Annotated in this window: 6 protein-coding genes; 2 read left to right on the forward strand and 4 right to left on the reverse strand. The window is 61.1% G+C overall.

What is annotated here, in order from left to right; genetic code table 11:
- The first annotated feature begins 404 nt into the window (after positions 1 to 404).
- Positions 405 to 1,478, forward strand: coding sequence for a hypothetical protein (locus ACP5J3_RS10035; protein WP_428495565.1), 1,074 nt, complete (start codon positions 405 to 407; stop codon positions 1,476 to 1,478).
- A gap of 346 nt (positions 1,479 to 1,824) precedes the next feature.
- On the opposite strand, the gene ACP5J3_RS10040 is transcribed toward ACP5J3_RS10035, so the two are convergent.
- Entirely contained in the window at positions 1,825 to 2,469 is a 645-nt protein-coding gene (locus ACP5J3_RS10040; protein WP_428495566.1) for a hypothetical protein, read from the reverse strand.
- Between the two features lie 449 nt (positions 2,470 to 2,918).
- Here ACP5J3_RS10040 and ACP5J3_RS10045 point away from each other — a divergent pair, with 449 nt between their 5' ends.
- Complete coding sequence (locus ACP5J3_RS10045) at positions 2,919 to 4,202, forward strand: MFS transporter (protein ID WP_428495567.1); 1,284 nt, start codon at positions 2,919 to 2,921, stop codon at positions 4,200 to 4,202.
- Here ACP5J3_RS10045 and ACP5J3_RS10050 read toward each other — a convergent pair.
- From ACP5J3_RS10050 to ACP5J3_RS10060, 3 genes are all read right to left on the reverse strand, one after another.
- Complete coding sequence (locus ACP5J3_RS10050; RefSeq protein WP_428495568.1) at positions 4,191 to 4,724, reverse strand: NADH-quinone oxidoreductase subunit C; 534 nt, start codon at positions 4,722 to 4,724, stop codon at positions 4,191 to 4,193. The two genes, ACP5J3_RS10045 and ACP5J3_RS10050, sit on opposite strands and share 12 nt — an antisense overlap.
- Before the next feature lies 1 nt (position 4,725).
- On the reverse strand, positions 4,726 to 5,307 hold the full coding sequence (locus tag ACP5J3_RS10055) for an NADH-quinone oxidoreductase subunit B (protein ID WP_428495569.1): 582 nt from the start codon (positions 5,305 to 5,307) through the stop codon (positions 4,726 to 4,728).
- 96 nt (positions 5,308 to 5,403) lie between these two features.
- Positions 5,404 to 6,237, reverse strand: an 834-nt coding sequence (locus ACP5J3_RS10060) for an aldo/keto reductase (protein WP_428495570.1), incomplete at its 5' end; no start/stop codon positions are given.

Below are 6,237 nucleotides of genomic sequence, written 5' to 3' on the forward strand. Positions count from 1 at the left end.
GCGGAGAGTTTAAAACGGGGTTAGGCGTCGCCGGGCTGGGTTTATGGCGGCGGGTTCGCCTCGGCTTAGCTGTGCGTGGTTAAGAAAGCGTGTCTAAATCTGGCGAGGTATTAGGAGACTCTATGAGTTGCCTAGCTGGAGGAGTATACTCCACAATGCCGCTTCTGGCGGCTGTGGCTAGTGCGATCGCTGTGAAGCGGATGTCTTATTCAGAGCCATCTAACGGAGAGGATTGCCCTTTCGGCGTTTGCATGGACGGCGGCTATCTCTATGTTGTTAGTTACGACCAGTCGCCGGGTGGCTGACAGTGGCGTATTTCTGCGTTGGCTTGCGTAACCCCCGTTTGGTCTAGGGGGTATTGGTAAACTCCCGTAATTGATATAAGCCGCGTTTCTGCCTTGGTCATGAGGTGGGGGGTTTACGTAGTGGTTGCTGTGATCGCCGTGGTGGCAGTCCTTGCGCTGGTTTTCTTACGTGGGTCTGCGCCCTCTCCTTCTTCGACGGCTACGGCGTTGACGGCGCCAGGCGGCGCCACCGGCGGAGTGGCTGTGAGCGCCTCGAGGCCGGTTGACGTGTCTGAGTACGAGGTGAACTACACCTTTGCTATCCGTGTGGAGGTGCAGGGCGTTGAGGCGCGTATCGAGGGGTGGTTGCTGGTTGGCGAGGGGTCTGTGGGGAACTACACCTACGGGAGGCTGAGGTTGCCCTTGTCGATGGGGTGGGTGGAGATCTACAGCGCCTATTTCAACGGGTCTGTTGTGACGAGGATTTGCGTGGGTGGGGTGTGCCACTACAGTGAGGAGGGGGTAGCACACTTCACGTTGGGCGCTGCGACTAGAAACGTCACCAAGTTGGAGAGGGGGGCGTGCCGGTGGCGAAACTACACGGGAGTGTTGACTAAGGCCTACGGCACTATTAAGCTCGGCGGCTTTACGGCGCCGTTTAGTGGACGGGGCAACTTCACCGAGGTCTCCTGCGCGGCTGGGCGCCTCGTCTTGACTAGTAGATTGGAGGTAAACGCCACTGCGGAGAGCGGGATGTCGGCGAGGGTTGTATACGAGGCCGAGGCATCGCGGGTGGGGCCATTTAACAAATCGCTGTATAGATTAATCGTGGAGGAGCTGAGGAGGGGCGCGAGAAAGCCCACCTTCGCCGACTTATTAAAGAGGTGCTACGGCGTCTACGCGGCGGTGAACGGCTCGTACAAACGGATCGAGCGGTACCCCGCGACGGCGGATGTAGTATATGTAATCTACATGGGGGTGCGCGGGGATGTTATGGAGAAGATCGCAGAGGACGCTAGACGGGGCACTGTGTACGTCATAATCCCCCAGGAGATAGAGCCTCAACTGCCCGCGGCCCCCGAGGGGCTACACGTGGCGAGTTGCCCGAAGGGCGAGGTGCTTAGCTGGCTCACTTCACTACCCGGCGAGCAGGTCGAGCTCGGCCAGGACTACATAAGGGTTGCTTTGAAATAACCCCCGCGGCGACTTCTTAGCCGCCGACTGCCGTGCGGCGCGCTTGGGGCACGGCCTGTGTTGTCGCACCTCCTCTTGAAGAACTGTATACGTAAAAGCGGGTGCAGTCATGTGAGTTAGAGACGGCGCCTTAGTAAAAATGTTCAGGTAGATAATCTGGCGACTAGATCTCAGGTAGTGCCCACGGCGCGAGGCGGGATCTCTCAGCCGCGGCGCGGTTTGTGTAATATGCTATTAACAGCACTGCTGATCCAAGTAGTATCTACCCACAGCGAGCCGAATGACGTCATGTAGCTACGGCAATTCTGTAGAGATTACCCCCACATTGCAAGTGTGTCTCTCGTCTTTATGGCCTTTTTAAGCGAGTGGCCATAGCCGTGGCGAAGTACTTCGCCACGGCCACCAACGCGGTTGCCAAGTCGCCGAGTTTCAGCCACATGGCGACGCCGCTGGCGATAAGCGAGGTTATCGGCGCGGCGTACAGCCGGGACGTGTGGCTGGGAGCGTTGACGTAAAGCGCCCCCAGGTACGCCGCGGCCATGTTTAACCCGGCGATTAGATGTATTGAGAACCCCGCCAACAAGATCTGCACAACCGCGCCAGCGGCCACCACGGCAACATAGGCGGCTAGGAGGCGGGGGCCTAACCCCACAGCCCCCACCACCTGCAGAGTTTGGTACGCCGACACAAACCCCGTAAGGAACAACATAGGAGTTGACATAAGGAGGAACTCCAACTCGCTGGGAGGGTGCACCCAGCTTCCGCGTTCAAAAAAGTATTCAAAACTAGACTTATAAAGGGCGGGAGATGTGATAACCGCGTGCAGAGGCGGGGTGGCTGGGAGTCTTAGGGCTACGGCCGCAACGTTGTACACCCCAGCCGTGGCAAAGAGGTAGAAAACCAATAGGGGAAGGTACGGCTTGTCATGTAGAAATATGCCGAATGTAGAAAGCAAGGCGTAGAAAATAGCCAGGCCTACCCAATCCTTCATCACGCTGAGATGCAGAGAGTTGCTATAAGTTTTTCTGCTAATTCTCTACACCTCCTAAGTCGGCAATCCCTCTTCTCATTCCGCCTCTGATAAGGCCTTTCGAACGCAAGCGGACTCGCCGAGTAGGCAACTACCGATGCCGAAAAGGCACGGCACTCATACGGAGGGCATAGAACAACCTGCTGGAGCACTTTTGACAGAGAAACCCTCTATATAGCCATGCCGAGGTCTGCCCATTCGGCGGCATAACCGTAAAGGTTTGCCGCAGGTGGGCCGCCTACCGCCGGCACCATACACAGAGCCTCCCTTCCCCGCAACGGTAAGGGGGGCATCGGCGATCCCTCGGTTTTACTTTGCGGATTTCATCGCCTCTGCGGTGCCACTGCGACACCAGAGGCGGCGTATGGGGTTGCGGGGGCTCGTTTATAATCACCTAAATGCTTTCGCATATGGATAGGGCCTTGGCCTCTATTCTGGCGAGTTCTTTTGTGACTCCGTTTATCGCCAGCGCGCTGGGGGTGACCCTGCCGGCGCTGGCCTCGAGTTTCGGGGTGCCTTCTACGGCGACTGTTTCTCTCCTCGTCGCGCTGACCTTGGCCGTCGCGGTGTTTGTACTGCCTTTTGGACGCCTGGCAGACGTGGCTGGCTACGGCAGGATGTTTAGAGCCGGGCTCGCCGTGGCTGGGGCGGGGCTGGCGTCGGCGGCCCTCTCGCCGGGTCTTGAGGCGCTGTACGGATCTCTCCTCGTGGCGGGGATGGGCCTCGCCGCGGTCTTCGGCAGCAACAACGCCCTCCTGTTCCACATAGTGCCGCCCGAGAGGAGGGCGACGGCGGTGGGCCTCAACTCGGCTTCTGTATACCTAGGCCTGCTGGCGGGGCCCGCCGTGGGGGGCCTCCTGGCGCAGTTCAGCTGGAGGCTTATCTTCGCCCCAGCGGCGTTCCTGATCTTGCTGTCCTACGCGCTTGTGGGCCGCGTGGCGGCGGCTGGCCGCGCCGCTGGGGGCTTCGACGTGGCTGGCTCCGTCGTGCTGGGGGGCTCCATAGCGCTGGTGGTGCTAGGCGTCGACGCTGGTCTGTGGACTGCGGCGGCCCTGGGCGCGGCGGGGCTGGCGGCGGCCTTTCTGCTGGAGTCGCGCCGAGAGGCCCCGGTTTTGGAGGTGGGGCTGTTCCGGAGTGTGGTGTTCTCGGCGTCTGTGGCGGCGGCTTTTCTCAACTACCTCTCCACCGCGGCGCTGTCGCCGTCCCTAAGCCTCCTCTTCCAGGAGGTGTACAAAATGGCGCCTAGAGACGCCGGATTTATGCTGTCGCTACAGGCACTGGCAATGGCTCTCCTCGCCCCGGTGGCCGGCAGAGTCAGCGACCGCGTGTCGCCGAGCGCCGTGGCGGCTCTGGGGGCCGGGGTTCTGGCCGCGGCGCTCTACCTCCTCTCCGCCGAGCCCTCGCCAACGGCGGCGCCGTGGCTGTTGCTGGCTCTGGGGGCCGGCTTCGCCTTCTTCATAGTGCCCAACACCACGATCATCCTCTCCTCCGTGCCTCCCTCGAGGCGCGGCACGGCCTCGGCGCTGGTCGCCGAGGCGAGGGTGCTGGGCCAGTCTCTCAGCAACGCGGTGGCCAGCTACGTGTTGAGGAGCGCGCCGGGCGTCGCGGCGGGGGTCTCCGCCCTCACCGCCCTCCTGGCCTATATCTCGGTGGCTACGGTGTTTCTATCGCTTGTCCGGCACCTATCCCATTAAGCCCCAGTCGGGAACTTTGAAGTCTTTGCGCAACGGGTAGAGGGGCTTGCCCGTCTTCTCGTCTATACAGCAGTCGGGGTCTAGGAGGAAGCGCTTGCCCATGTGTGGGTTGCCTTCGAACCATATGCCGAACATCTCGTGGCACTCCCTCTCCTCGTAGTCCGCGGAGGGGTATATGTCGGCTATGGAGGCGACCTTCGGGCTGTCCCGCGGGATCTCCGCCCTCACGTGTAGAAGCTGATTCTTCAACTCGGGCGATAGGTAGGAGGCGAATACGTAAACCAGCAGGAACTTCTTCTCCGCTATGTAGTCCACCGCGCTCAGCGAGAGGACGTGGTCAAACCCCATGTTCTTCACCGCCTGGGCCACCTCCCTAATCTTGTCCGGCGGCACCACTACGCAGAGGTGCCCCTCCGGCGTCACGCCGTGAGACAGCAAGCTGGGCCCCAGCGCCTCCTTCACCCTTGGGAGCAACGCGTGGTCGCCCGGAGGCGGACACTTAGGCGGCGCCCGCGCCGACATACTACGCCGCGGCCTGGGCTTGCTGTTGTTGCTGTTGCTGTGGCTGGGGGGCCGGCTTGGCTGGGGGCTTCGGCGGCGGCGGGAGATACGGCGTCAGATCAACCTTGGCAGGCTCGATGTAGGGACCAGGCTTCCCCTTAATCTTGTTGTGGAGCATTATAAAGGCCCTGATGACGGCCTCCGGCGTTGGAGGACAGCCGGCGATGTAGACGTCCACAGGCACAATGGTGTCCACCTGTACGATGTGGTAGGAGTTCCAGAAGAGGCCGCCGCGCACGGCGCAGGCGCCCATGGCCAGCACGTACTTAGGCTCGGGCATCTGCTCATACACCTGCCTCAGCACCCTGGCCATCTTACGGGTTATTGTCCCCTCTACAAGAATTACATTGCACTGGCGCATTGTGTGGAAGGGCAGAACCCCCCACCTCTCTGCGTCGAAGCCGGGGGCCGAGGCGTGTGCCACCTCCACGCCGCAACAAGAGGTGACCAGGTGCACCGGCCAGAGGCTCCACCTCACGCCCCACTTAAACACCTTCTCCAGCTTCGCCTTTTTCATTAGAAACTCTCTCAAGGCCTGTGACATGTATACAGGTTAATTATGCCTTTAAATACATTGTCTTGTCTACACGGTGACTGGAAGGTTCGGCGCGGATCTGTGACGAGTAGCCCTACACGAGGACTACCAGGTGACGTACACAATCTTCTGCGACGCCTCCCACCCCAGCCTGTCCAGGGCCCTCCAGTCGTCGTCCGACAGCGACCAGCCCACGGCGCCGGCGTTTTCCACGACTTGCTCCGGGGTCTTGGCGCCGGGGATCGGGTACACCCAGGGGTCCCTAATCAGCCAGTTTAGCGCCACCTGGGCCGGGGTCCTCCCATAGATCTTCGCCACGCGCCTGACCTCCTCCACCACAGGCCAGACGACGCGGAGGTTCTGCGGCGTGAAGAGCGGGTCGTTGCGCCTCACGTCTTCAAACGCGGGGACGCTGTCCGGCGTGTACTTCCCAGTGAGCACCCCCTTGGCCAGGGGGCTCCAGGCTATCAACACGATGCCCTCCCTCCTGAGGTAGGGAAGGAGCTCCTTGTCGGCCTCGCGCTCCACTAGGTTGTACCGGTTCTGAGAAGTCACCACGTCGGTGCGGGAGAGGCAGGTCCTGGCGTACTCCAGAAGTGGCAGGGGGAAGTTGCTGACTCCTATGTAGCGGACGAGGCCCCTGTCCACCAGCTCCTCCAGAGTCTTCATAGTTTCACAAATCGGCGTGTTGTGCCAACACGCCGGCCAGTGTATCTGGTAGAGATCTATGGCGTCCACCCCCAGCCGCCTCCTCTGGTTCTCCACCGCCGTCAGTATATCGACACGCCTCAGCCAGTCTCCATGTATCTTCGTGGCGATGTACACCTCCCCCCGCGCCCCCAGCTCCCTCAAAGCCCTCCCCAGAAACTCCTCGCTACGCCCCCTGCCGTAAACCGCGGCCGTGTCGAAGAAGTTAATCCCCACCTCAAGCGCCTTAGC

Origin of the sequence: Pyrobaculum sp., from assembly GCF_049971835.1 — an archaeon.
Taxonomy (GTDB): Archaea; Thermoproteota; Thermoprotei; order Thermoproteales; family Thermoproteaceae; genus Pyrobaculum.

Bases quoted from the DNA above. Each gene is read 5' to 3' on its own strand.
- ACP5J3_RS10035 (WP_428495565.1), top strand. From the start codon at position 405: ATGAGGTGGGGGGTTTACGTAGTGGTTGCTGTGATCGCCGTGGTGGCA.
- ACP5J3_RS10040 (WP_428495566.1), bottom strand. From the start codon at position 2,469: ATGAAGGATTGGGTAGGCCTGGCTATTTTCTACGCCTTGCTTTCTACA.
- ACP5J3_RS10045 (WP_428495567.1), top strand. From the start codon at position 2,919: ATGGATAGGGCCTTGGCCTCTATTCTGGCGAGTTCTTTTGTGACTCCG.
- ACP5J3_RS10050 (WP_428495568.1), bottom strand. From the start codon at position 4,724: ATGTCGGCGCGGGCGCCGCCTAAGTGTCCGCCTCCGGGCGACCACGCG.
- ACP5J3_RS10055 (WP_428495569.1), bottom strand. From the start codon at position 5,307: ATGTCACAGGCCTTGAGAGAGTTTCTAATGAAAAAGGCGAAGCTGGAG.